This window comes from Janthinobacterium sp. SUN100, assembly GCF_030397705.1.
Taxonomy (GTDB): domain Bacteria; phylum Pseudomonadota; class Gammaproteobacteria; order Burkholderiales; family Burkholderiaceae_D; genus Janthinobacterium; species Janthinobacterium kumbetense.
Genome location: NZ_JAPUBU010000001.1, coordinates 1,831,513 through 1,857,063 on the forward strand (window position 1 = coordinate 1,831,513; position 25,551 = coordinate 1,857,063).

The window sequence follows — 25,551 nt, forward strand, 5'->3', positions numbered from 1 at the left end:
TCTGCAGCAGTCAATCTGCTGCGCTCAGGCGTCGGCGGGCGCGTGCATCCAGGCGGCGTGCTTCGGTGCGCGGTGCGTCTGCGACCATTCTTCCAGCATTTCCCATTTGACGGCGTCCAGTTTGGCCATCATTTCCGGCGTGCCCACGTTGGCCGCCAGCTCCAGGCGGTGGCCGTTCGGGTCGAAGAAATAGATCGACTGGAAGATGGCGTGGTTCACGGGGCCCAGCACCTCGATGCCGCCCGCCACCAGGCGCTCCTTGGCGGCCAGCAGTTCTTCCATGCTGCCCACTTCCAGCGCCAGGTGCTGCACCCAGGCCGGGGTATTGCGGTCGCGGTCCATCGGCGGCTGCGTGGGCAGCTCGAAGAAGGCCAGCACATTGCCCTGGCCCGCGTCGAGGAACACGTGCATGTACGGGTCCGGCGCCTTGGTCGACGGCACCAGGTCTTCGGCGATGGCGAGGACGAAATTCATGTTCAAATGCTTGACGTACCACTCGACGGTTTTCTTCGCGTCGATGCAGCGGTAGGCGACGTGGTGGATCTGCTTGATTTTCATGCGGTCTGTCTCCGATGGATGGCGCCCTGGGCGCGATGTTTTTCAGCTTTTCACCATTAGAATCCAGTTACAGCTATCATACAAACAATTTTTAACCATCGATTTATCGGATTATCTTATGAGTCCCAGCCTGCGACAGATGCGCGCCTTCGTGGCGCTGGCCAAGACGGGCAGTTTTACCCTGGCCGCCGAATACCTGCACGTGACGCAGTCCGCCTTGAGCGGCTTGATCAAGGAACTGGAAAGCGTGCTGGGCGTGCGCGTGGTCGAGCGCAGCACACGCAAGACGCAGCTGTCGGAAATCGGCCGCGAACTGTATCCGCTGTTCGAGAAGATGATCGAGGACCTCGACGGCGCCATGGCCGGCATCGCCCAGCGCAAGGCCCTGAAAACGGGTATGGTGCGCATCGCCGCGCCGCAGATGATGGCGTGCACCCTGCTGCCGGAAGTGATCGCCGCCTACCGCCAGGCACACCCGGACGTGCAGCTGCGCCTGGTCGACTGCCCCGTGGAGAATGTCTCGGCGCGCGTCTTCAGCGGCGAAGTCGATTTCGGCATCGGCCCCGAGCGCGATCCGACGGCGGAAATCGCCGCGCAGGTGCTGTTCGAAATGCCCTTCGTGCTGGTCTACCCCGAGCAGCATCCGCTGCGGCAGAAAGAGCACGTCACCTGGGCCGACGTGGGCGACTATCCGTTCATTTCGCTGCAGGGCCAGTTCACGGAACGCCTGCTGCGCGACATGCACGGCGCGTTTCGCGAGCTGTCGCTCAATCCCTACAATGAAGTGACCTTCATGACGACGGCGCTGGCCATGGTCAGCGCCAACCTGGGCATCACGGTGTGCCTGCCGTACGCGGAACCGATGGTCAAACTATACAATTTGCACATGCGCGCCCTGCACGAACCGGAACTGACGCGGCGCTTTTTCGTCTACACGAAGACGGGACGTTCGCTGTCGCCGGCGGCCGAAAGCTTCATGGCCTTCCTGTTCCGCTTTGTCGAGACGCACGAGTGGAACGTGGGAGCGGGCGGCCCGGCTGGCGCCGTTTTATAATCGCGCATCGCCCCCTCACCGCCCGCACCATGACCCAGCCCGACCTGTCCGCCATCGACGCCGCCACCATCGCCATCAACCAGCGCATGACCACATTCGACGGCCATGCGCAGGTCTGGCTGTTCGGCTATGGCTCGCTGATCTACAAGGCCGATTTTCCGTATATCGAACGGCGCCCCGCCAGCATCGCCGGCTGGACGCGGCGCTTCTGGCAAGGCTCGCACGACCACCGGGGCACGCCGATGGCGCCGGGCCGCGTCGCCACCATCGTGCCGCAGGCGGGCGCCGTGTGCGACGGCATGGCCTACCTGATCACGCCCGAAGTCTTCGCCCACCTCGACCACCGCGAAAAGAACGGCTACCTGCGCCTGGCCACCGAGATCACCTTCGACGATGGCAGCAAGGCCGAAGGCCTGGTGTACATCGCAAACGAGGAAAACGCCGCCTTCCTCGGTGCCGCGCCGGAACTGGACATTGCGCGCCAGATCGCCCGATCAAGCGGCCCCAGCGGCCCGAACAGCGACTACCTGCTGCACCTGGCCAGCGCCCTGCGCGAGCTGGGCAAGAGCGATCCGCACGTCTTTGCCATCGAGCAACATCTGGCGCAATTGAAGGATGCGCCGCCTGCCGCGCAGTGAGCTGCAGCGGGCCGCCGGCTTGCATGATGCAAGCGATGAAAATCTTTTTATTGTGACAATTGGCGACTATCGCCGTTTCATTAACGCCCATAATCGGAACGCGCGATTCCTTTATGCCCGAGTAGGGCAATGGCACGCGTCAGGAGGCAGCGGGGCAAAACAAAAATGATGGCCCTGCACGATCGGAGCGAATTCATCGGAGCGAGACGACCATGTCCGACAGGTCTATGCTGCAACAGCATGGCAGGCAGCCGCATTACGTTCTGCCCGGGACGGGCACCATTGCTCCTGTGCAAGCCCCCCTACACCGCGCCAGCCTCGGGGGCGGGCTGAACGTCATTGGCAGCTCCCCCATCTTCCAGCGCCTGCTGCGCATGGTCGACGCCGTGGCGCCGACCCGCTGCACGGTGCTCATCAGCGGTCCCACCGGTTCCGGCAAGGAAATCATCGCCCAGCTCGTGCACCGGCAAAGCGGCGATCCCGGCGCGCCCTTTGTCGATCTCAACTGCGGCGCCCTGCCGGAACACCTGATCGACGCCGAACTCTTCGGCCATACCAAGGGGGCGTTTACGGGAGCGCTGAGCAGCCGCGCCGGTTTTTTCGCCCAGGCGGGACAAGGCACGCTGTTTCTCGATGAAATCGGCGAATTGCCGCTGGCGGTACAGAGCAAGCTGCTGCGCGTGCTCGAATCGCGCTGTTTCCGGCCGCTGGGCGGCGGTGATACGCAGCCGTTCAACGGCCGCATCGTGGCCGCCACCCATTGCGACCTGGCCGCGATGGTGCAGGCGGGCCGTTTCCGCGAAGACTTGTATTACCGGCTGGCGGTATTGAAACTCGACGTGCCGGGCCTGGACCAGCGCCGCGGCGACGTCGCAGCCCTCGCCGCGCACTTTGCCGGGCAGCAAACGCGGCCCATCCGCTTTACCGCCACCGCCATGGAACGCCTGGGCCGGCATGCCTGGCCCGGGCATATCCGCGAACTGCGCAACCTGGTGGAACGGCTGTCGATACTGGCCGAATCGGCGCTGATCGACGCCCACAGCCTGGAAGCGTTCCTGTCGGCGGGCAAGCCGCAGGACGCTGATCACACGCTGCTGGCGGAAGCCCTCATGCGGCTGGACGGAGACGACAAGCTGGCGGCCGCCGAACAATTGCTGATCGACTATGCGATGCGCCTTGCCGATGGCAACAAGACGACCGCGGCCCGCCACCTGGGCATCAACCGCAAGGTCATCGAACGCCGCGTGCATGGCGACGAGGAGCGCAGCAATTTCGCCCGCGTCTGCCTGCTGGAGGGACGCGCGCTGATCGAGGCGGCCCGCTTCAAGGAAGCCATCGAAGTGTTGCGCCGCGGCCTCACCTTGCTGGCCGCCGATGCGCATCCCTGCACCGCGCGCCGCCTGAGCTGCGACCTGCACCGCTGGCTGGCGATTTCGCACCGCGGCATCAGCGGCTGGCAAAGCGCCGAAGCGCTCGCCTGCTACCAGCAGGCATTGCAGGAAGCGGCGGCGCTGGGCGACGAGGTGGAAATCACCGCCCTGCGGTTCGGCATCTGGAGTTCGCAACTGATGGCGCTGGACCTGGTGGCGGCGCGGGCAACGGCGCAAGACATGCTGCAGCGGGCGCAAGCGATAGGCGACACGGACTTGCTGTCGCAGGCCCACCTGGCCCTGGCCAACACGCTGTTCTGGCTCGGCGACTACCGCGAGACGCTGGCCTGCCTGGCGCGCGGGCACCTGCTGTGCGGCGCGGCAGCGGCCGACACCGGGGGACAGGGCCTGGACATCGCCGCGCTGTCGACCACGTTCGAAGGCCTGTCCTGCTTCCAGAGCGGCGCCTTCCGGCGCGCGCGCGCGGTGATGGAACACCTGGCGTTGCGCGGCGGCGCCGACAACCCGCACCCCTTTCATCGCGCCATCGCGCTGCAAGGCGCCGCGTGGCTGGCCTGCATGTTCGAGGACTGGGTCCGGCTGGCAAGCCTGGCGGCGGACCTGCAAACCGTCGCCAGCGAATACGGCTATCAATTCTACCTGGGGGTGGGGCAGATATTCCATGCCTGCGCATTGGCAACAGGCAACATCCATACGCAGACCGAACAGCGCATCGCCGACGGCTACCAGCAATACATGCTGTGCGAAGGCGGCATGCTCTTCCATTCATTCCAGGCCTGGAAGCGGGGCGAACTGCTGCTGTCGGCAGGCCAGCCATCGCAAGCCCGGCAACTGCTGCACGGCGCCATCGAACTGGCGCTGGAACATGGCGAACGGGCCTACCTGGTCGAATTGCTCGACATGCATGCCCGGACGTGGATCGCGGTGGGCGACCTGGACAACGCGGAACGCGAACTGGGCAGTGCGCTGTCGACCGCCAAGGCGCTGGGCGCCGCGGCCGGCAGCCTGCTGGTGGCGACCCGCCTGGCGCAACTGCTGCTGCAGCGCGGCCGCCGGCACGAAGCACTCGATCACCTCACGCGCGCCTTGCGCGGCGTGGAACGCGACACGGCTTTTCCCCGGTTTGCCCAGGCGCTGCAGTTGCAGGCCGTCCTGGCGCAAACCATTTCCATGCCATGCCAACCTGAGGACCCGCAACATGAGCTATGTGCTGAACCACGATGACCTTGAATCGCTGTTGCTGGGCGCCTGCTTCTTCGGCAGCGGTGGCGGCGGCACGCTCGCTTCCGCGCGCAGCCTGCTGGCCCAGTTCCACGCCGGCGATTATTATCCGGACGCCCAGGTGCGCGTGGTCGGCGTCGAGGAAGCCACCGCTGGCGAAACGGTCATGGTCGCTTATCTGGGTTCGCCCGTGGCGATCAATGGCGCCCATTTTCCGCAGGGTCCCGTCGACGCCGTGCTCGCCGTCAGGGAGCGCCTGGCGCTGGAAAATCGCACCTTGGCCTACCTGGCGCCGCCCGAGAGCGGCGCGCTGGGGTTTCTCGTCGCCTGCCTGGTCGCCGCCCGCCTGGGCCTGGCCGTGATCGACGCCGACGGGGCCGGCCGCGCCGTTCCCTCGCTGCCCCAGCTGACGTATGCGGCCGCGCACATCAATCCGCGCCCCGCCTTCCTCGTCAGCCAGACGGGGCTGCGCGTGGAACTCGACGTCCAGCCCAGCCAGGGCGTGAACGGCGCCCATGCCCACCAGCAAGACGTGGCAACGATCATCGACCAGATGATGCGCCCCATCGTCTCACAGGCCGATTTCAAGCAGTTCGGCGGCCTGGCCATGTGGATCATGACGCCGGCGGAGCTGGCCCGGGCGCTGCCCGTGCGCGGCACCCTGGGACGCGCCCTGCGCCTGGGCCGCGAACTGCAGGCAGGCCGCTTGCGCAGCGCGGAGGAGGTGGTCGATTATCTTGCGCGGCAATGCGACATGCGCGCCTGGCCCTTGTTTCCACAGGGCACGTTCGTCGCCGCCGAAGTCGACTCGCGCAATGGCTTCGACCTGGGCAAGATCACCATCCGCGCGGGTGAGCGGCTTTGCACGGTCCTGTACCAGAACGAATCGCTGCTGGCCTGGGACAGCAGCCGCAGCACGCCCCTTTGCATGGCGCCCGACACCATCAGTTACTTTGTCGAGGGCGATGGCCAGGCCGTGTATTCGAATGGCGACTTGCTGCTGCCGGACGGCACGCTCAACCCGGCCTTGATGCAGCGCAAGGTGACGCTGCTGGGCTTGCAAGCCCATCCGGCATTGCGGGAACGGGACGGCCTGATACTCGACAGCTTCATGCAACTGATCAACGCCATCGGCTACCTGGGACCCTACGTGCCGCTCACGGGCAACGCCGGCGCAGCGGCAGGGAGCGCCGCATGAAGCCGCTGCGCATCTGCATCGTGGCGCCGGTGGCCACGTCCATCTACAACCAGCGCCTGCTCGACGCCATCGAGCCCGTGATGCCGCCCGATGTCGAAGTGTCCGTGCGCAATATTTCTACTGGGAACGACTGCATCGAATACCGCGTCGACTGGCTGCAAAACGGCTATCCGGTGGTACAGCTGGCCAAGGAAATCGAACGCGAAGGCTATGACGGCATCTGGCTCAGCGACTTCGACATGTGCGGCGTGGAGGCAGCGCGCGAAGTGATCGACATCCCCATCCTGGGCGGCTTCCCGCCCGCCGCCTTTACCGCGCTGGCCCTCAGCCAGCGCCTGTCGATCATGACGATACTGCCCAGCACGCTCGCCATGCAGCAGGGTCACATGCAGGCCTACGGCTTGCAGGACAGCTTCGCCTCCATCCGCTCCATCGACTGTCCCGTCGCCGACCTCGGCAAGCTGGACACGGTGGTCGAAAAAACCTTCAAGGCCGCCATGCTGGCCATACAGGAAGACGGCGCCCAGTCCATCCTGCTGGGCTGTACAGGCTTTGTCGGCGTCGCCGCGCGCGTCAGCGCGCTGCTGGAGGATGCGCTGCAGACCTATGTGCCGGTCATCGATCCGAACCAGGCAGGCTTCAGCTTCCTGGTGTCCCTCGTGCGCATGCGCCTGCGGCCCAGCCGCGCCTGCTACAGCAAGGATAGCTGAACCGCCGCACGCGCCCGCGTCACGCCATGCCGTGTCCCGGGCGCCCCCTCCCCGTCCTTGCCGCCTGCCGTTTTCGTCCATCCCGCTCAACAAGAGTGGACGATATCCGCCAACATTATTGCAGCACGACAATGCAAATCCACCCCATCCCTTGAAAATCAAGCACTTGGCCTTCTGGCACGCCCCTTGCTAAAGATCATGCTATCGGCGCTTGAGCAGCAGGCGCCGCAGCAGGCGGGCGGAGCACCTCAAGCGGTGCGCCGCCCACCCTCCAGGACCCAGCAAGGAGCACCGCGTGCCGACGACCATGGAAGTATCCACCACCCACGACAGCCTGGCCAATCATGGCTTGCTGCACGGCCTGGCTGCCTTGCAAGATGGCAACACCGGCTGTGCCGACATCTGCATCGCCGTGCTCGACGGTCCCGTCGATACCAGCCACCCTTGCTTTGCCGGCGCCAGGCTGCAACTGCTCGACACGCTCGCCACGGGTGCCAGCGGCAGCGGCCGGGCATCGCAACACGGCACCCATGTCGCCAGCATCATCTTTGGCCAGCCGGGCAGTCCCGTCACGGGCCTGGCTCCCCATTGTCGGGGCTTGATCCTGCCCATCTTTGCCGACCGCGCCGACGGCGCACTGACGCAATGCACGCAGCTCGACCTGGCCCGCGCCATCACCCAGGCCGTCGAGCACGGCGCGCACATCATCAATGTCAGCGGCGGCGAACTGTCCGACAGCGGCGCCGCCGATGGCCTGCTGCAAAAAGCCATACAGCTGTGCCATGAACGCAACGTCCTGCTGGTCGCGGCGGCGGGCAACGACGGCTGCGATTGCCTGCACATCCCCGCCTCCATCAAATACACGCTGGTCGTCGGCGCACTGGACCGGCAAGGCGCGCCCATGCCCAACAGCAACTGGGGCGAAGCCTATCGCGCGCGCGGCATCATGGCGCCCGGCACCGACATCCTCGGCGCCGCGCCCGCAGGGCGGGTGCGGCTCAGCAGTGGCACCAGCTTTGCCACCCCGATCGTCTCGGCCATCGCAGCCTTGCTGCTATGCCGGCAACACCAACATGGGGATCGTCCTGACCCTCGTGGAGTTTGCAGCGCATTGCTGCAAAGCGCAACGCGTTGCAACACCAATGGCGAGCTGGACTGTCGCCGCCTCCTGACTGGGACATTGAATGTGCCGGGCGCCACTCAACTATTATTAAAAGGGAAAATTGAAATGTCAGACGATACTGTGATTGAAGCGAGCCCAGCCAATGCCGACACTTCCGCGCAGGCGCATCCGCTCAGCATTCCCATGCTGGAAACCCCCTCCCTGGCCAACCTTGCGGGCCCTTCCGGCGCGACGCGGCAAGGCATCGCCGCTTCCGGCATCGATGCCTCCGATTGCGGCTGCGGCGGCAGCGCCAAGGGCCCAACCCTGGTGTATGCGCTGGGCAACCTGGGCGTCGACTTCGGCAGCGAAGCGCGCCGCGATTCCTTCGTCCAGGCCATGCCATCGGACAGGAACAATCCGAGCGATCCGCAGCAATTGATCGAATTTCTGCGCGCAAAGCCATATTTCCGCCAATCGCTGACCTGGACCGTCAACCTGGACGCCACGCCGATTTACGCGGTCGTCCCCGTCGGTCCGTATGCCGACATGACCTATGAACTGCTGTTCGAGGCCTATGTCGGCACCATCGATGGCCTGGTCGTCATGAATTCGTTTCCCGGCGTAATCTCGGGCGCCGCCAGGCTGATGTCCGGCCAGCTCGTTCCCGTGATCCAGCCGGCCATCCGGGGCATGTTCAGCTGGAATGTGCCGCAGCTGATCGACAGCCTCATGGCGGTGCAGGACAGCCTGGACATCAACAGCAGCAACACGGGCGCGCGCCTGGAAAACTTCCTGAACCGCATCTATTACGACTTCCGCAACCTGGGCGTCACGGGCATGGACCGCGCGCTCAACTTCTCGGCCACGAATGCCATGCAAGCGGCGGAAATGCTGGCCAAGACCACGGGCATGCAGCTCGATACCATCGTCGTGCAACAGAGTCCCGTGTGCCGCCCGGGCTCCGAGTGCTACGACATCATCATGACCTTCTTCAACCCGGAAAACCTGCAAGTAGCCAACACGGTCGCCCGTTTCGCCGTCGACGTCAGCGATGTGATACCGGTCAGCGTCGGCGCAGTGCGCTACTGGTCGCAACGCTGACGTCAACAGCATTTGAATTGTCGGGGCTCGTGGGCGCAGCAATGCGTGCACGCGCTTCAGCATACGGTCGTTGGCGGGAAACGATCAGCACCGTACTTCGGTACGCACACCCATTGCCGTTGCCCGCGGCGGCGCCACCACAAGGAGTTTTAAAATGAACAATCTGCCATTGCAAGCCAAAGCCGTACAACGCAGCCCCAGCATCTCCGCCATCAGCCAGGGTGTCGCCCCTTCCGGCATTACCTGCACCCTGTGCAAAGCGGCTTGCGGCGCCTTGAGCGGCACCGCACAGCAACTCTGCCTGATGGCTTGCAACGCCACCGTTTGCTGATCAAGCCAGCAAGATCGAGCCGTTCCGGCTAAGCCCGGCATGCCTGCGGGCGATGAGTTTCTCGTCGCCCGCTCCCCCTGCCGGCATCCCCCCGACGGACGCAGGACGGCGATGCGACTCGCCACCGAACCCGCCTGTTTCGCGCAGCGCGCATGCCCTTGCGCGTGCCCATGTCAACGCACAAGCGCGCGCCCCGCACTGCTTGCGCTAAAACAAATCCAGCTGCCCCGCATTACCTTTTTTTACTTTTGCGCCCAGCGGCGGCACCACCAGCGGCCGGCGGAACTGCGTGCAATCGAGCTGCTTGAAGCGGCCGCCCTTGCCGTGCAAGCCCAGCCGGTGCACGGCTTTCTCGAAACGCTGGCGGATGAGGTCAGCCCACACGCCTTCGCCCCGCATGCGCGCGCCGAACGCGCTGTCGTAATCCTTGCCGCCACGCATTTCGCGCACCCGGTTCATCACGCGCTGGGCCCGTTCCGGGAAGTGCGCTTCCAGCCATTGCTGGAACAGCGGGCTCACTTCCCACGGCAGGCGCAGCACCACGTAATGGGCGTGGATGGCGCCCGCGTCGCGCACGGCTTCGAGCAGCTGCTCGATTTCCGGTTCCGTCACGAACGGGATGATGGGCGCGATGCTCACGCCCACGGGGATGCCCGCCTCCGTCAGGGTGCGGATGGTGCGCAGCCGCCGCGCCGGAGCGGCCGCGCGCGGCTCCAGGGTGCGCGCGATGGCCGGGTCGAGCGTGGTGACAGTGACGGCCACGGCCGCCAGGCGCCTGGCCGCCATCGGCGCCAGAATGTCGATATCGCGCTCGATCAGCGACGATTTCGTGATCAGCGCCACGGGGTGGTCGCACTCGTGCAGCACTTCCAGCACGCGCCGCGTCAGTTGCCGTTCGCGCTCGCACGGCTGATACGCATCCGTGTTCACGCCCAGGGCGATCGGTTCGGGCACATACGAGGGCTTGGCCAGTTCGCGGCGCAAGAGTTCGGGGGCGTTCACCTTGGCATAGATGCGGCTTTCGAAGTCCAGCCCCGGCGACAGGCCCAGATAGCTGTGCGTGGGGCGGGCAAAGCAATAAATGCAGCCGTGTTCGCAACCCCGGTACGGATTCAAGGAAACATTGAACGGCAAGTCGGGCGAAGCGTTGCGGGTGAGAATGGTGCGCGCCTGCTCGTCGCTGACCTGTGTCTTCCAGGTGGGAGGCGCCGCCTCCCCGCCCTCCTCATCCAGGCCGCCCACGCCCCAGCCATCATCGAAACCGCCGCGCGCGTGCGTCTCGTAGCGCCCTTGCAGGTTCGACACGGCACCGCGGCCCTTGTGGGCTTTCAGCGATTGCGGCGGCAACATGGCTTGCCCGGCGAAGCTGTCATCGTGCTCTGGAATGATTGCTTTCATGAACGGCCCCATCAACTGTATATACGTACAGTATACTATGCCGCTGTGCGGGCAAGATCAAGGGCTGGCGTGATGCCGTTTCAAGCTTTTTCACCGTGCGGCATGACATAGCTCAACTGCTGTGCGACAAAGCCGTCAAATGCCGCAATCAGGGGAACGAAGCGGGCCGCGTCCTGCTCCAACTGCATCAGGGCATAGCACGTCGCTTCCAGGGTCGATAACTGGTCTGGCGCGTGCGCCTTGCGGATCAGATAATGGGAAGCGGGCGTGTCGCGCAGGGGCAGGCGCGGCAGCTGTTGCAACGGGGGATTCAGATACAGCATCTTGCGGCTCTTGCGCCAGGTGGCGTCCAGCACCACCAGCCGCACGCGGGCAAGATCGAGCAAGCTGGCTGGGTCGAGCGCCGGCGGCGGGGCGATGCCCAGCGAACGGTCGCCGGGCGTATCCGGGTACAGCAGCACGTTGTACTTGTCAGCCAGCAGTTCGGCGAACGTTTCGGGGGCAAACTGCTCGCCCGTCAGCATGCGGCTGTTCGGCAGGCTCAAGTGCAGCAGGCGGGCACTGCCCTTGGCATTGTGCACTTCCAGCGGATGCTGCAGGATCAGCACTTCCACCGCGTGGGAAACGGGGGCGATCCAGCGGCAGATGCAACTGGATACGGCGCGCAGGCAGGCTGGGCAGCGCGCGCGTTTGGCCGGTTCAGCCAGGCAGGACGATGCAGCGCCAGGGCTGGCGGGATGGCTGGCGGGATGATTTGAGCTAGGGCTGGAGGTGCGGCGGGTGGTCATGGCGGAGCGCGTTCGCGGCTGTCTTCAAGCCGCGATTGTAGCGCCCGCGCCATGCCAAGGGGGAAACTGCGCTTAAGAATCCGTGCTTAAAACTCTTCCCATTCGTCGGCGCCCGAGGCCACCGGCGTCTTCGGCGTGCGTGCGCGCACCGCGTCCGCTTGCGCCGCCTTGTCCGGCGAGGTCGCGGTCACGGCGGGTGCTGGCGCGCGGGATGCTGGCGCGCGTCGCATGGCGGGCTGCGTGGCTGGCTGCATGGCAGCTCGCGTGGCAGCCGCTACTGGCGCAGGCGCCGTCACGGACGGGCTGCTACGGGCGGCAGCATATTGCTGCGTGGCATCGAGCTTGAACACGCCCACGACCTCGGCCAGCCTGGCCGCCTGTTCCTGCATGGATTCGGCCGCCGCGGCCGCTTCTTCCACCAGGGCCGCGTTTTGCTGCGTCACCTGGTCCATCTGGCCGATGGCCTGGTTGACTTGTTCGATGCCGGCGCGCTGTTCATCGCTGGCGTCGGTGATCTGGTTCATGATCTGCGTCACGTGGCTGATACTTTGCACGATCTCGTCCATGGTGCGGCCCGCCTTGTCCACCAGTTGCGAACCGGCCTCGACCTTTTGCACGGAATCGTCGATCAAGCCCTTGATTTCCTTGGCCGCCGCGCTGGAGCGCTGCGCCAGGTTGCGCACTTCGGAAGCCACGACGGCAAAGCCGCGGCCCTGTTCACCGGCCCTGGCCGCTTCCACGGCCGCGTTCAGGGCCAGGATATTCGTCTGGAAGGCGATGGCGTCGATGACGCTGATGATGTCGACAATCTTGCGCGAGGAATCGTTGATCGAGCCCATGGTGCTGACCACTTCCGACACCACCACGCCGCCCTTGCTGGCGATCTGCGAGGCGTCGATGGCCAGCTGGTTGGCGCTGCGCGCATTGTCCGCGTTGAGTTTCACGGTGGAAGTCAGTTCTTCCATGGACGACGCCGTCTCTTCCAGCGAACTGGCTTGCTCTTCCGTGCGTGACGACAAGTCCAGGTTGCCGGCGGCAATTTCGCTCGACGCCGTGCTGATCGATTCGGTGCCGGCGCGCACCTGGCCCACGATACTCACCAGTTTATCGTTCATGTTTTTCAGCGCATGCATCAATTGCCCCGTCTCATCGCGGCTTTCCACAACGATATGGCTGGTCAGGTCGCCAGCGGAAACGGCTTCCGCCACCTCGACGGCACGCGTGATGGGACGCGTGATCGAGCGCGTGATCCAGTAGGCGCAGGCGATGCCCAGCAAGATGGCCACCACGCCCAGCGAGATCAGCAGCATGCGGCCATTTTCGTAGCGCGAACGGATTTGCGCGGCCGTTTCATCGAGCAATTTGGCTTCCAGCAATTCCAGCTTCTTCAGCGACGCCAGGTAGATGTCGCGCTTGACGGCCATGTCGCCTTCGTACAGGCGCTTGCCCAGTTCCAGGTCGCCCGCATTCTTGGCCTTGAACACATTCTTGCGCACTTCCGTGTAGGCCTTGCGCGTGCTCAATACTTCCTGGTACAGCGCCTGCTCGTCCGTGTTCAGCTCGCTCTTGCCGATATCGTTCTGGATTTCCGTGGCGCGTGCAGACGAGACCGCCATTTCCTGTTCAAACTGCTTCTGGTGCTCGGGATCGCTGACTTTCCAGGCGGCCGCCGTGCGCGCCGCGTTGACCTCGATGACCTTGGTCCACTCGGCGATCAGGCGCTCATTGCGCACCTTGACGTTGACGAGCGCATCGGTTTCCTTGCTGGCGCTTTGCATCTGCACGATGCCCACCACGGTCAGGCTGGTCAACAGGAACAGGACGGCGGCAAAACCGCCACCGAGACGTACGCCGATTTTGAGGTTTTTCATTGCGTGATTCCTATCTGAAGAAAACGATGCACAGACGCCACGAAACCGACCTACTGCTACGTACCAATATAGCAGGCATCTGCCGTGCGGCAATCACGAGCGGTGGCGCAACGCGAACGTCGCCACCGGAATGGCAGCGCGCCGCAGCGCACTACTTTGGAGCAGATTGTGAGTGAATCAGAGTGGTATTGCAAGAAATAACATGCAGAAAAGCAACAACCAGAAGGCGCTTTGCCGCCACGAACGGGCGGCAGGCAAGCAAGGTCAGTTTTGCTTTACATAGATCAATTTTGACGTATCAAAACCCAGGCCGCCGGCTTTCTCGATCAAGCGCTGCTGCAAGGCAGGGTCCATGGTGGGCGTGCGCGACAACAGCCAGAAGTACGACTTGTCCGGGCCGCTGATCATGGAATAGCTGTAATTTTTCTGGTCGAGGTCGAAGACGATGTAGGAACCATAGAAGGGGCCGAAAAACGACACTTTCAGGTAGCCCACGTCTTTCTTGTCCACGAAATACGCCTTGCCTTCCGCTTCCTTCCACTTCGCATCCGCATCCTTGTAGCCGCGGTTGAGCACCTTCAGGCCGCCATCCTGGCGCAGGCTGTAATCGGCCGTCACCTGGCTCAGGCCCCGCTCGAACGAATGGTCGAGGCGCGCGATCTCATACCATTTTCCCAGATAGCGGGTCGTGTCGAAGTGACTGACAGGCACAATATTGTCGGGGCGGCCCACGCAGCCGGCCAGCACGAGCACACTCAGAAACAGCAATTTTTTCATGGTCTTCTCCATCGGGTGAATCAAGGAGGCAGCGTCAGGGTTGCAATGCGCGCTCGACGATGCGGCGGATCGCGCCGCTATTTTGCATGCGCACGATGGCCGCGTTGAATTGTTCGATAAAGTCATCGCGATAAGGATAGGCGGCAGGCTGGCGCGCCGTAAAACCCAGGTGGCCTTGCTGGCTGGCCAGCTGCGCCGTTTCCTCGATTGCCTGCATCGGCGTGCCCGGCGGTCCCTCGCGCCGGATGCGCTGCAATTCCCACTGCGCCGACAGGCGGTCGCTGACATAGCAATCGATGCGTCCGCGCATCAGCTTGAGCAAATTCGTGCGCGTGCCCTTGGCGGGATCGAGCACGATTTTTTCAGCGCGCAGGGACGCCATCAATCCCGCGTCGCCCGGCAGGAAACCGGCGTTCACGCCGATGTGCAGGCCGCCGTAATCGGCGGGCCATTGCCGCAGCTTGCGCCTGGCCAGCACGTCCTGGTTGCACAGCACCACCAGCTGTTCCATCAGCAGCGGCACGGAATAGCGCACATACGGCCGCTCGCTGCGCCAGGAATACGGCGGATACAGGGCGAAGGCCTCGCCCGTCTGCAGCATCAGCAAGCCCCGCTTCCAGGGCACGGGGCGCAGCTGCACCGCATACTGCGGCATCGATTGCGCCGCTTCGTGCACGATCTCCGTATAAATGCCTTTCAGCTGGCCGTTTTCAACGTAGGAGTACGGCGGATAGTCGTCGTCGCCGTAAATCACCAGCGGCACCGCAGTGCCGGCCCGCGCGCCGGCGGCGATGAACAGGCATAGCGCGGCAGGCAAGATGAGCATTCTGGACATGCCCGAAGAGTAGCATGGAAGGGGTCAGCGGCATCACCCGTTTGCACTGTTCGTACCCAGCATGTCGTCGAGCTGTGCTAGGGTATTGGCATCCTTCACGACGGCGCGCAGCCACAGGTGCAGCGGCAGCTCGCCCCAGCTGGCGGCCTTCTCGGCCAGGTAGGCGACGGGGCTGTGCGGCTCCGTGCGGCGGAAGAAATCGGCCACCTGGCGCAGCTGGGCCAGCGCCTGCTGGCGCTGCACGATGGCGCCGCCGCCCTCGCCGGCGGCCTGGCCGGCCGCCGCCGGGGCGCCGATAAAATCCGCGCCAGGCGACAGCGGCGCGATGAAATGAATGGCGTTTTCCAGCGCTTCGCGCGCGGCGCGGAAACTCGGACCGTCGGCGCCGAAACGCGCATCGACGCTGCGCTCGAACGCCAGCAGCGACTGCATGCAGTACTGCGCATCGGCCAGCAAGCCGTCGGAAAAGGCGCGCGTGTTCCTGTGCCGCGCCGCCTCCATCTGCGCCAGGGTTGCCGCTTCGTCGTGGCGCGCGTCGCCCCAGCCCTGATCGGCCGCGCCCTGCGCTACGCTGGCGGCCGCGCGCTGGCGCGCCGCATCGAAATCCTGCAGCGAATACAGGCCGTCGGCGCCTTCGGTCAGCGGGATCTCGCGCAGCAGCTGCGGCGTGCGCGACAGCAGCCAGAAGACATTGCCGATGCGCTGTTCCTGGTCGCCCTCTTCCGCCGGCGGGTACAGGCCATCCCAGTAACGTTCGCACAGGCCGGCCAGCAGCGCGTAGCCATCGCCCAGGCCACGGAAATGGCGCGTCTTCGCGTGCGCCTCGGCCAGCCACACGGCCATGCGCAAATCCTTGCTGCGCGCCGCGATCAGCTGTTCGCAGCGCGTCGCCACGAATGGCCAGTCGGCTTCCTTCAGCGCCGTCACCCACTCGCCCTGGTCCAGGCTCGGGTCGTCGTGCTGGCGCGCGCGCGCGATGGCGTCGAGCTCCTGGCTGAAGGTGAGGTCGTCGCCGCAGGGGCTGACGGCGCTGACGGGGTGCAGCAACTGCTCCAGATTGAACATGGCGCTCTCCGGAAGGTGGATTATCGGATCGTGTACTTGAACTGCCCCTGCTTGTTCGCGCTGACGCGTATCGACGCGACCGGCTCGCCCGCGGCCATGCGCGCCAGCACCGCTTCGGCGATCGCCGGCAGCAGGCTGCCGTTGAGGATCTGGTCGACGTTGCGCGCGCCCGAATCGACCTCGGTGCAGCGCGCCAGCACGGCGTCGACCAGGCCCGCGTCATGGCTGAACTGCGCCTGGTGGTTGCGCGCGATGCGCGCCCCGATGCGCGCCAGCTTCAGGGCGATGATCTCGGCCAGCACCGCGTCGTTCAGGGGATAGAATGGCAGCACCTTCAGGCGCCCCAGCAAGGCCAGCTTGAAGTGCGCCACCAGTTGCGGTCGCACCAGTTCTTCCAGCGCGGCCGGCGTGGGCAAGTCCTGCGCCGCCCGGTTCAGGCAGGCGGCCATCATCGCGCCCGAACCCAGGTTCGAGGTGGCGATGATGATGGTATTGCGAAAATCGACTTCGCGTCCTTCCGCATCGTCGAGCACGCCCTTGTCGAACACCTGGAAGAACAGTTCCAGCACATCGGGATGGGCCTTTTCCGCTTCGTCGAGCAGCACCACGCTGTAGGGCTGGCGCCGCACGGCTTCCGTCAGCACGCCGCCTTCGCCATAGCCGACATAGCCGGGCGGCGAGCCTTTCAGGCCAGCCACGCTGTGCGCTTCCTGGTACTCGCTCATGTTGATGCTGATGAGCTTGCGCTCGCCGCCATACAGCAAGTCGGCCAGCGCCAGCGCCGTTTCCGTCTTGCCCGTGCCGGACGGCCCCGTGAACAGGAACACGGCTTGCGGCTTGTCCGGGTCGTCCAGGCTGGCGCGCGCCGTGCGCACGCGCTGCGCCACGGCCTCGATGACGTGGTCCTGTCCCAGCACCCGTTCGCGCAGCGCGCCGTCCAGGGTCAGCACCGTGCGGATTTCGTTCTTGAGCATTTTCCCCAGCGGGATGCCGGTCCAGCCGGCGACGATGCCGGCCACCACCTGCGCATCGACTTCCAGCGGCGACAGCGGCGCGTCGCCCTGCAGGGCCGCCAGCTCGTCCTTCAGCGCCAGCAGGCGCGCCGCGCCGATCTCGCCAGGCCGCTCGCCGCGCAGCTGCGCGCGCAGCTCGCCGATCTGCGCCACCAGCGCCTTTTCGCGCTCCCAGCGCTGCGCCAGCGCCGCGACCGCCGCCTGCCCTTCGTCATGCTCGCGCCGCAGCTGCGCCAGGCGCGCGGCGCCGGCTTTGCCGGGCACTTCGCCCTCGGCCGCCTCGCGGGCCAGGGCGGCGATTTCCGCGCCGATGCGTTCCTGGCGCCGGTGCGCGTTTTCCAGCTGCGCCGGCGTGGCGCGCTGGCCCAGCGCCACCTTGGCGCACGCCGTATCGAGCACGCCGATGGCCTTGTCGGGCAGCTGGCGCCCGCTGATGTAGCGGTGCGACAGGCGCACCGCCTCGACGATGGCCGCGTCGCGCACGCGGATGCCGAAATGGCGCTCCATCAGCAGCGCCATGGCGCGCAGCATGGCGCAGGCGATGTCTTCGCTGGGCTCTTCCACCTTCACCACCTGGAAGCGCCGCGCCAGCGCCGCATCCTTTTCAAAATACTTCTTGTACTCGCTCCAGGTGGTGGCGGCGATGGTGCGCAGGGCGCCGCGCGCCAGCGCCGGTTTCAGTAGATTGGCCGCATCGTTCTGCCCCGCCTGGCCGCCGGCGCCGATCATCGTATGCGCCTCGTCGATGAAGAGGATGACGGGGTGCGGGCTTTTCGTCACCTCGTCGATGACATTCTTTAAACGGCTTTCGAATTCTCCCTTCACGCTGGCGCCGGCCTGCAGCAAGCCCATGTCGAGCGCGTGGATGCGCGCGCCCTGCAGCACCTCGGGCACGTCGCCGGCGGCGATGCGCAGGGCCAGGCCTTCCACCACGGCCGTCTTGCCCACGCCCGCCTCGCCCGTCAAAATAGGATTATTCTGGCGCCGGCGCAGCAGGATGTCGACGGCCTGGCGTATCTCCGCCTCGCGGCCGATCACGGGATCGAGCTTGCCGTCGCGCGCCAGCTGCGTCAGGTCGGTGGTGAACTGGTCCAGCGCCGGGGTTTTGCTGGCCAGGCTAGCAACAGGATCGTCGCCGGTGTCGGAAAGCCGCGGCACGCCAGCGCTTTCCTCCTCGCCTGAGCCGGCCGTCAGCTTGTCCGGATGGTGCTTCAATTGCTCCACGCTGAAGCGGGCGAACAGCTTCGAGCCGCGGTACGCGAGCTGCGACAGTTCCGGCTCCGTCAGCAGCGCCAACAGCAGATGGCGGCTGCGGATGGGGCCTGGCTGCGCCGTGTCCAGCGAGGCGATCAGCCAGGCGTGTTCGAACAGCAGCGGCAAGTGGGGCGAAAACACGGGCGTGCGTGCGCTGCCCGTGCGGAAGCCGCCGATCTCCCGGCGCAGGTCCGCTTCCAGCGCCGTCAGGCTGATTTCGCTGCGCCGCGCGATGGTGACGAAATCGCTGCGCTCCTGCTCCAGCAGCGCCAGGAACAGGTGTTCGATATCGACTTCATACTGGCCCAGTCCCACGCAGATGGCGGCGGCGCGGGTGGCGGCCGTGCGCGCCGTATCATTCAGCTTGGCGATCAAGGTTTTCAAGTTATTGCTCATGCGGCGGCTCCCTTGCGGTTGATCGAATAGCGCAGCGACGACGGCTGCAGCACGGCGTCGAAATTGACCGTCTCGCCACCGGACCTCACGGCCAGGGTGCCGCTGATGACGAAGCCGACCCGGTTGATGGCGCCCGCTTCCCGTTCCAGGCGGGCGCGCACATTGCGCAGGCGCGGCTCGTGGCGTTCGATGGCGGCCTTCAGCGCAGCGCAGATGCGGGCGCGGTCGTCGCTGCTGGACAAACACATGCCGGCGAAGTCGATCAAGCCATAGTTGACGATGGAGGCCGCGCATTCCGGATACGCGTCGAGCGCGCGGGGCGGCAGGGCCACGCGCGTATTGAGCAGCTCTTCCAGGTCGCGCGCCACCGCATCCTTCAATTGTTCCAGCGACAGGCGCGGCGCCACGCCGCCCGCCGCCGCACCGCCGTCGCCCATCAGGCGGTCGAACAGGCCAGGTACATAACTGTCCATGCGCTCTCCTGAAAAGTCGGCGCGGCGCGGGCGCAGGTGGCCGCCGCGCGCCGCGCGAGGATGGATCAAGCCACGCGGTTCGCGGCCAGGTCCCAGCCGCCCGAGGTATTGCCGCCGGCGCCGCCCGTCACTTTTTGCTGCGTGTATTTCCACTTCACTTTCGAGAACTTGAAGCCGACGTGTTCACCGAGGATGTCGCCCTCCTCCACGTTCGGCGTGACGGCGCCGATCAGCACATTCTCGATTTCGATTTCAAAGTACTTGACGCGCTCGCCCTGGCCGTCGGCGCGCATGAATTCGAAGCGCGCCTTGGGGATGGTCTTGCCGGCCGAGCAGGTCTGCAGCAGCACCGGCGAGGCCAGGTCGGCCAGCTTGGAGATGACGATGTCCTTGTGCTCGCAGCGTTCGGCCGTGTGGCCGCCGCCCGTCGACGCGGTGGCGGACTTCGGCTGCTCGACGCTCCAGCTGACCGATTTGCACTCGATCCAGTCCTTGTGCTTGTCGTCGGTGGACTCGCCCTTGATGCCGTCTATCTGCAGATATACATCGATTGCCATGGTGTGCTCCTGTGGTTGAAAGAGGGGTGGATCAGGAATTGGTCGACTTCGGCAACTCCGCGACCAGTCGGAGCGAAACGGATAATTCATCGAGCTGGAAGTGCGGCCGCAGGAAGGACACGGCGCGGTACACGCCGGGCCGGCCCGGCACTTCATGCACCTGCACGGACGCTTCGCGCAGGGGGAACTGCGCCTTCTGTTCCTGGCTGGCGTTATCGTCGAGCAGCACGTACTGCATCAGCCAGCGGTTCAAAAAATCCTCCACGTTGGAGGCGGCGGCAAAGCTGCCGATCTTGTCGCGCATCATGGCCTTCATGTAATGGGCGATGCGCGAGACGGCAAAGATGTACTGCAGCTGCGACGACAGCACCGCATTCGCGTTGGCCGCGTCGCTGTTGTACTTGCGGCTTTTCTGCGCCGACTGCGCGCCGAAGAACGCCGCATACGCCGTGTTCTTGCAGTGCACCAGCGAGATGAAACCCAAGTCGCTCAATTCCTTTTCGCGGCGGTCGGTGATCGCCACTTCGGCCGGGCATTTCAGGGCCACGTCGCCCTCGTCCGTCTTGAAGGTGTGGGTCGGCAGGTCGTCCACCAGGCCGCCGCCCTCCACGCCGCGGATGGCGGCGCACCAGCCGTAGTCGGCAAAGGCGCGCGTCAGCTTGCAGCCGAACGCATACGCGGCGTTACACCACAGGTATTTGTGGTGGTCGCTGCCGTCGACTTCCTCGACAAAATTGAAACCTTCCACCGTGGTGCCGTCGACGGGATTGAACGGCAGGCGGCCCAGGAAGCGGGGCAAGGTCAGGCCCACATAGCGCGCATCCTCGGATTCGCGGAAGGCTTTCCATTTCGCGTACTCGATGGTGTCGAACACCTTGGCCAGGTCGCGCGGCTTACCCAGGTCGCCGTAGCTTTCCAGGCCAAACAGTTCCGGCGCGGCCGAGGCGATGAACGGCGCATGCGCGGCGGCGGCGATGTGCGACATCTGTTCGACGAAATACATGTCTTCCGGCTGGCGCGAGATGGCAAAGTCGCCCAGCAGCGCGGCGAACGGCGCGCCGCCGAAGGTGCCGAATTCCTCTTCATACACCTTCTTGAACATGCTGCTCTGGTCGAACTCCAGCGCGGCCTGGAAATCCTTCACCAGTTCGCGCTTGGTGGCGTTGAACATGCGGATCTGCAGGCGCGTGCCCGTATCGGAATTGCCGACCAGGTAGCGCAGCCCCGTCCAGCTTTGTTCGAGCTGCTGAAACGGCGCCGCGTGCATGATTTCGCTGAGCTGGGCGGAAATCAGGCGGTCGATTTCCGCCACGCGTGCATCCAGCGTGGCCGACAGGCTGCTGGACATCAGCACCGTGCCGTCGAGCACCTGCGCCACCAGTTCCGAGATCAGGTCGCGCGCGCGCGCATGTTCGGCGCCGGACTTGGCAACGCGGCTTTGCTCGACGATCTGGTCCAGCAAGTCGGTGGCGGCCGGCGCATCGGGTGCGGATACAGCGAGGGATTCTGGGGCTTCTGCCTGGGCGCTCATCTCAATCCTCCTGCGCTGGGAACTGCGGTTTCAGGGTGGCCAGGCTATCCGTGTTGTTCAGCACTTCCGTCAGCAAGTCTTCCAGCTTGTCGTTGCCGGCCAGCTTGTTGCGCAAGTCGGCCAGCTTGGTGCGCGCCTCGAGCAGCTTGCGCAAGGGGTCGACCTGGCGCACCACCGATTCCGGGCGGAAGTCGTCCATCGAGCGGAAGTGCAGGTCGACGGCGAACGTGCCGCCCGCCTCGCCGAGGCGGTTCGGCACGGCGAAACGGGCCACCGGCTCCACGCCGGCCAGCACTTCGTCGAAGTTGTCGCGGTCGAGGGCGACGAACTTCCGGTCCTTCAGGCGCTTTTTTTCGCTGTCCGGATTGCCGCCAAAGTCGCCCAGCACGCCGACCACGAAGGGCAGCTCCTTGTTTTCAATCGCGTCGCCGATTTCGACGTCGTAGGTCATTTGCACGCGCGGCGCGCGTATCTGCTTCAGGCGTTTTTGCACGCTGTCGGACTTGGGCATGTCGCTTCCTTTGCAAGGGGATGGTGGGGATGCCGGCTTATTTCAGGCCGCTGAACGGGTCGGCCGTGCTGCCTTGCGCCGCGCCCTTCGCCGCCGGCGTGCCGGAACCGGCGGCGCGCTTGCCGCCCGCCGGCGGGCGCTTGGCCGGCGGCACCAGCACGTCTTCGCCGATGCTCGCGCGCAGCAGCTTGGCCAGGTCCTGCGCTTCCGAGCGCAGCGAGCCATTCAGATTGTTTTGCCGCGACAGGTCGGCCAGCGCCTTGCCGGACAGGCGCAAGCCGCTGACGGCGACGATGCTGTTGGCGACCTTGTCGTCCGGGTCGCGCTCCAGCGCTTCGAGCGCATGGCCGATGGCGTCGCCGTACTGGCCGCGGTCGAACTTCATTTGCGCCATTTGCAGCCACGGCGCCTTGTCGGCGGGGTAGCTGCTGCCGCCGCCCTTGAGCAGGGTCATCGCCCGCTCGTACTGGCCGGCGCGCGCCGCCGCATCGGCGTCGCTCATCACTTGCGCCAGGGTCGGCGCGGCAGGTTTCTTGGGCGCCGGCTGGTCCGGCGAGGCACAGGCGGCCAGCAGCAAGGCGCTGGCGAGGCAGGCAATACGGGGCAACACGGTGGCTGGCTTCATCGGGGCATTCCTTCACGTGGAGGACGCTACCGCTGGGAAAGATGGGCGGCGCCTTGGTGGAGGCCATTATTGATCGCCAATTTTTTTGCCAGATTGAGATTAATCAGCAAAGAAGAAGTTCCACATCACAGCCGCGTACAGCGACATGAAACCTGATCTGGCGCAGTAATTGTCTTGATCGCTGACCGATTTTGCGCCAGCGCAAGCGGGTCGCCCCTGCATGCGTTTAAATGACTACAGCACATTTATTTCCATTCTTCACTTTGCAAAGAGCAGCCATGCCATTTGACGCCCCGCTCCGCCGCCTGGCCCGCACCGCCGCGCTACTGCTGCTGGCGTTGCCGCTGGCCGGCTGCGCGGGCGGCGCCATCGGCACCCTGGCCAACGCGGCGCTGCAGATGGCCGGCGCGGCCAAGCCGCCGCCCGAACTGCCCGACGCGCAAAAGCCGCCGCGCAATGTCAGCATCCGCCTGCATGCGGCGCAGCGCCTCAACACGGATGCCGACGGCCGGCCGCTGGCGCTGGTGGCGCGCATCTACAAGCTGCGCCAGAGCGCCGCCTTCGAGCAGGCGCCGTACGACAGCTTCCTCGACACGCAGCGTGAAAAGACGGCGCTGGGCGCCGACCTGATGGAAGTGAAGGAAGTGCTGCTGGTGCCGGGCCAGCGCTACGAGGTGCAGGAAAAAGTCAGCAAGGAAGCGCATTTCATCGGCGTCGTGGCCCTGTTCCGCGCGCCTGCGGCGCAGCGCTGGCGCGCCACCTTTGCCGCCGCCGACGCGGAACGCGGCGGCATCACCGTCGGCCTGCACGCCTGCGCGCTCAGCGTGGCCGGCATGGACGGCGGCACGGCGCCGCTGTCCACCCTGCGCTGCCGCTAACGCAGTAACGGCGGCAGCGGCACGCCACACATTCAAGGAGAAACGCAATGGGCATGGCAGCGAAAATCTTGTGGGGAGAGGGCCTGTTCCTGCGGCCGCAGCATTTCCAGCGCCAGGATCAATATCACGAAGCGCGCCTGCATCACACGGCCAGCGCGCTGCATCCCTACCTGTGGGGCGTGACGCACATGGAGTGGGACCTGGCGGCGCTGAAGACGGGCACCTTGCGCCTGCAGGCGCTGTCGGCGATCTTCCGCGACGGCGAAGTGTTCGAGGCGCTGGGCGACGGCGCAACGGGCAGCGATACCCTGCCCCCGCCGGTGGACCTGGAAGCGCTGCCGCCGGCGGTGCAGGAAGTGACGTATTACGCGGCGCTGCCCATCCTCAACGGCGAAGGCATGAACTACACGGCGCAGGCGACAACGGCAGGCACGCCGGCGGCCACGCGCTTTGCGCACGCGCTGCGCGCCACGCCCGACCTGTTCACGGAGTCCGCCGTGGCCGACGTGGCTTACCTGAAGAAGAGCGTGCGCCTGATCCCCGACAGCGAGGCGCGCGGCTCCTACGACTGTCTGCCGCTGATCGCCCTGCGGCGCACGGTGTCGGGCGGCTTCGAGCCCGTGCCCTCGTTCATGGCGCCCAGCCTGGCGATCGCCGGCGCGCCGCGCCTGCAGGGCGTGCTGGAACACCTGCTCGACGCCTTGCAGGCGAAGGTGAGCGCGCTGCACGGCCACCACCGGGAACCGAGCCGCAACGTGATCGAGTTCCGCTCCGGCGACGTGTCCTCGTTCTGGCTGCTGCACACGGTCAGCACGGCCGCCGCCGCGCTGATGCATTACGTGCGCCATCCGGCCCTGCATCCGGAGCGCCTGTACGAGGCGCTGCTGGGCCTGGCGGGCGGCCTGCTCAGCTACTCCAAGCATTACACGCTGGCCAGCCTGCCCGCCTACGACCACGCGCAGCCGGGCGCCTGCTTCGACGCCCTCGACGGCATCATCCGCGAACTGCTCGACACCGTCATCTCGTCGAAATATTTTTCCATCGCCCTGCTGGAAGAGCAGCCGTCGTACTACCTGGGCAAGCTCGATTCGGGCAAGATCGACCAGCACACCACCTTGTACCTGGCGATCCGCGCCGCCATGCCGGCCATCGAACTGGTCGACGTGGTGCCGCTGCGCGTGAAGGTGGGCGCGCCCGACGACGTGGAGAAATGCGTACTCACGGCCATGCCCGGCCTGAAACTGTCGCATGCGCCGCAAGTGCCGGCCGCCATCCCCGTGCGGCCCGACACCTATTATTTTGCGATTGAAAACCGCGGCGCGCTGTACGAGCAGATGCTCAAGGCGCAATCGATTTCCGTGTACGTGCCGGCCGGCATACGCGACCTGCAGCTGGAACTGATCGCGGTGACGGCATGAGCCAGCTCATCGAACGGCGCGCGGCGCCTTCCCTGCTGGGACCACGCGGCCCCGCCCCTGCCGGCGCCCGCCATGCCGGCAGCGCCCTGCTGGACCTGATGCATGAAGGCTTTTACATGCTGTTCATGCTGAAGCACGGCTCGGCGCCCGGCGACGAGCAAGGCTTCATGGACCGCATCACGGCCTTCCTCGACGACTTCGAACGCGAGGCGAAAAAGATCCGCGCCGACGGCGACGATATCGAGGCGGCCAAATATGCGTTTTGCGCGGCCGTCGATGAAATCATCCTGGCCTCGCCCTTCACGCTGCGCAAGCAGTGGGAGCGGCGCCCGCTGCAGTTGCTGATCTTCGGCGACCAGCTGGCCGGCGAACATTTTTTCGACCGCCTCGACGCCTTGCGCGGCAAGGGCGCCATGCGCGTTCAGGCGCTGCAGGTCTTCCATATGTGCCTGTTGCTGGGATTCCAGGGCAAGTATGCGATCGACGGCGGCGAAAAACTCAGCTACCTGACGGCGCGCCTGGGCGACGAAATCGCCCACATCAAGGGCAAGAGCCGCGGCTTCGCGCCGCGCGCGGAACGCCCCGACCAGGTGGTCAACAAGCGCGGCAGCGACGTGCCGCTGTGGGCGCTGTCGAGCTTTTTCGCCCTGCTGGCCATCTGCGCCTACCTGGGCCTGAAAACGCATCTGACGCGCGGCACGCAGACGACCCTGGCCGCGTATGCGGACCTGGTCAAGCTGGCGCCGCGCCCGGCGCACCTCACGATCACACTGCCCTGAACACCTCACAGAACCTACTGCGCGTCGAGATTTGCGGCCTGCGATGCTCAATGACTCGGCGCCCCCGTGCATTCG

General features: G+C 65.5%; 23 protein-coding genes. 10 read left to right on the forward strand and 13 right to left on the reverse strand.

The genetic code is table 11. From position 1 onward, the window contains the following. Positions 1–24 precede the first annotated feature (24 nt). Positions 25–558: a VOC family protein gene (locus O0881_RS08105; RefSeq protein ID WP_289910825.1), complete on the reverse strand. Its 534-nt coding sequence runs from the start codon at positions 556–558 to the stop codon at positions 25–27. Between the two features lie 118 nt (positions 559–676). On the opposite strand from O0881_RS08105, the gene O0881_RS08110 reads away from it, so the two are divergent. The 7 genes from O0881_RS08110 (at position 677) to O0881_RS08140 (ending at position 9,307) form a co-directional block, all read left to right on the forward strand. Then, complete coding sequence (locus O0881_RS08110; RefSeq protein ID WP_289910826.1) at positions 677–1,612, forward strand: LysR family transcriptional regulator; 936 nt, start codon at positions 677–679, stop codon at positions 1,610–1,612. Between the two features lie 53 nt (positions 1,613–1,665). Further along, a complete protein-coding gene (locus O0881_RS08115; RefSeq protein ID WP_289911476.1) occupies positions 1,666–2,250 on the forward strand; it encodes a gamma-glutamylcyclotransferase in 585 nt (194 codons plus the stop codon). 212 nt (positions 2,251–2,462) lie between these two features. Continuing rightward, on the forward strand, positions 2,463–4,865 hold the full coding sequence (locus O0881_RS08120) for a sigma 54-interacting transcriptional regulator (RefSeq protein WP_289910828.1): 2,403 nt from the start codon (positions 2,463–2,465) through the stop codon (positions 4,863–4,865). Next, a complete protein-coding gene (locus tag O0881_RS08125; protein ID WP_289910830.1) occupies positions 4,840–6,060 on the forward strand; it encodes a DUF917 domain-containing protein in 1,221 nt (406 codons plus the stop codon). Before O0881_RS08120 ends, O0881_RS08125 begins: the two co-directional genes overlap by 26 nt. Continuing rightward, on the forward strand, positions 6,057–6,770 hold the full coding sequence (locus O0881_RS08130) for an aspartate/glutamate racemase family protein (protein ID WP_289910831.1): 714 nt from the start codon (positions 6,057–6,059) through the stop codon (positions 6,768–6,770). The genes O0881_RS08125 and O0881_RS08130 overlap by 4 nt, the downstream gene beginning before the upstream one ends. A gap of 295 nt (positions 6,771–7,065) precedes the next feature. Then, complete coding sequence (locus O0881_RS08135) at positions 7,066–8,976, forward strand: S8 family serine peptidase (RefSeq protein WP_289910832.1); 1,911 nt, start codon at positions 7,066–7,068, stop codon at positions 8,974–8,976. A gap of 154 nt (positions 8,977–9,130) precedes the next feature. Beyond that, complete coding sequence (locus tag O0881_RS08140; protein WP_158301208.1) at positions 9,131–9,307, forward strand: hypothetical protein; 177 nt, start codon at positions 9,131–9,133, stop codon at positions 9,305–9,307. Between the two features lie 207 nt (positions 9,308–9,514). Here the strand turns inward: O0881_RS08140 and O0881_RS08145 are convergent, their stop codons facing one another. The 12 genes from O0881_RS08145 to O0881_RS08200 form a co-directional block, all read right to left on the reverse strand. Next, on the reverse strand, positions 9,515–10,657 hold the full coding sequence (locus tag O0881_RS08145; RefSeq protein ID WP_289911477.1) for a PA0069 family radical SAM protein: 1,143 nt from the start codon (positions 10,655–10,657) through the stop codon (positions 9,515–9,517). 128 nt (positions 10,658–10,785) lie between these two features. Then, positions 10,786–11,493 (reverse strand): tRNA-uridine aminocarboxypropyltransferase, encoded by a 708-nt coding sequence (locus O0881_RS08150; RefSeq protein ID WP_289910833.1) that lies wholly within the window; start codon positions 11,491–11,493, stop codon positions 10,786–10,788. Between the two features lie 86 nt (positions 11,494–11,579). Then, the gene (locus tag O0881_RS08155) at positions 11,580–13,364 is read right to left on the reverse strand and encodes a methyl-accepting chemotaxis protein (protein ID WP_289910834.1); all 1,785 of its coding nucleotides are present in this window, start codon (positions 13,362–13,364) and stop codon (positions 11,580–11,582) included. A 264-nt stretch (positions 13,365–13,628) separates the two neighbouring features. After that, positions 13,629–14,141 carry a lipocalin family protein gene (locus tag O0881_RS08160; protein WP_289910835.1) on the reverse strand — a complete coding sequence of 171 codons (513 nt, stop codon included), beginning with the start codon at positions 14,139–14,141 and terminating at the stop codon, positions 13,629–13,631. Positions 14,142–14,175: 34 nt separating this feature from the next. Continuing rightward, on the reverse strand, positions 14,176–14,976 hold the full coding sequence (locus O0881_RS08165) for a transporter substrate-binding domain-containing protein (RefSeq protein WP_289910836.1): 801 nt from the start codon (positions 14,974–14,976) through the stop codon (positions 14,176–14,178). Positions 14,977–15,009: 33 nt separating this feature from the next. Next, positions 15,010–16,041 (reverse strand): type VI secretion system protein TssA, encoded by a 1,032-nt coding sequence (tssA, locus tag O0881_RS08170; RefSeq protein ID WP_289910837.1) that lies wholly within the window; start codon positions 16,039–16,041, stop codon positions 15,010–15,012. A gap of 20 nt (positions 16,042–16,061) precedes the next feature. Further along, complete coding sequence (tssH, locus tag O0881_RS08175; protein WP_289910838.1) at positions 16,062–18,704, reverse strand: type VI secretion system ATPase TssH; 2,643 nt, start codon at positions 18,702–18,704, stop codon at positions 16,062–16,064. Beyond that, entirely contained in the window at positions 18,701–19,177 is a 477-nt protein-coding gene (gene tssE / locus O0881_RS08180) for a type VI secretion system baseplate subunit TssE (protein WP_289910839.1), read from the reverse strand. Before tssE ends, tssH begins: the two co-directional genes overlap by 4 nt. 65 nt (positions 19,178–19,242) lie before the next feature. Then, on the reverse strand, positions 19,243–19,734 hold the full coding sequence (locus O0881_RS08185; RefSeq protein ID WP_034750126.1) for a type VI secretion system tube protein Hcp: 492 nt from the start codon (positions 19,732–19,734) through the stop codon (positions 19,243–19,245). Between the two features lie 31 nt (positions 19,735–19,765). Next, positions 19,766–21,265 (reverse strand): type VI secretion system contractile sheath large subunit, encoded by a 1,500-nt coding sequence (gene tssC / locus O0881_RS08190; protein ID WP_077407195.1) that lies wholly within the window; start codon positions 21,263–21,265, stop codon positions 19,766–19,768. Between the two features lies 1 nt (position 21,266). Then, entirely contained in the window at positions 21,267–21,776 is a 510-nt protein-coding gene (gene tssB / locus O0881_RS08195; protein WP_099667123.1) for a type VI secretion system contractile sheath small subunit, read from the reverse strand. Between the two features lie 37 nt (positions 21,777–21,813). After that, a complete protein-coding gene (locus O0881_RS08200; RefSeq protein WP_289910840.1) occupies positions 21,814–22,401 on the reverse strand; it encodes a tetratricopeptide repeat protein in 588 nt (195 codons plus the stop codon). Positions 22,402–22,679: 278 nt separating this feature from the next. On the opposite strand from O0881_RS08200, the gene tssJ reads away from it, so the two are divergent. Genes tssJ through icmH form a run of 3 tightly spaced genes read left to right on the forward strand, consistent with a single transcriptional unit; the run spans position 22,680 to position 25,476 of the window. Continuing rightward, positions 22,680–23,279: a type VI secretion system lipoprotein TssJ gene (tssJ, locus tag O0881_RS08205; RefSeq protein WP_289910841.1), complete on the forward strand. Its 600-nt coding sequence runs from the start codon at positions 22,680–22,682 to the stop codon at positions 23,277–23,279. A 47-nt stretch (positions 23,280–23,326) separates the two neighbouring features. After that, a complete protein-coding gene (tssK, locus tag O0881_RS08210) occupies positions 23,327–24,697 on the forward strand; it encodes a type VI secretion system baseplate subunit TssK (protein WP_289910842.1) in 1,371 nt (456 codons plus the stop codon). Continuing rightward, positions 24,694–25,476, forward strand: a complete 783-nt coding sequence (icmH, locus tag O0881_RS08215) for a type IVB secretion system protein IcmH/DotU (RefSeq protein WP_077407211.1) — start codon at positions 24,694–24,696, stop codon at positions 25,474–25,476. Before tssK ends, icmH begins: the two co-directional genes overlap by 4 nt. Positions 25,477–25,551 lie beyond the last annotated feature (75 nt).